The 265-nt window shown below is 24.9% G+C and carries 1 protein-coding gene; it reads left to right on the top strand.

All coding sequences use genetic code 11. The annotated features are described in order from the left end of the window. Nucleotides 1-44: 44 nt before the first annotated feature. A partial coding sequence (locus SB764_RS41135) for a hypothetical protein (protein WP_410866915.1) occupies nucleotides 45-265 on the top strand: 221 nt, incomplete at its 3' end.

Below are 265 nucleotides of genomic sequence, written 5' to 3'. Positions count from 1 at the left end.
CAATTCTTGGAATGCCAAAAGTAACACCTTTTTAAAAATAAGTTATGAAATTTGAAGAACTAATGTCTTATATTGAAATAAGACCACAACAATTTATAGGTGAAAAAGACATATTTTTACTAAATGCTTTTTTAACAGGTTATCTTTGTAATGATTCAATAAGATTAGGGGAAAGAGCTGAATATGATTTTAGATCTGATTTTAATGATTGGTTACAGAATAAATTTAACTATCATAATTTATTTTCGTGGTCAAACATTATAAG

The organism is Paraburkholderia sp. SIMBA_027 (genome assembly GCF_046535315.1).
In the GTDB taxonomy this organism is placed as follows: Bacteria; Pseudomonadota; Gammaproteobacteria; order Burkholderiales; family Burkholderiaceae; genus Paraburkholderia; species Paraburkholderia tropica.
This window is presented reverse-complemented; position numbering and strand designations above follow the sequence as displayed.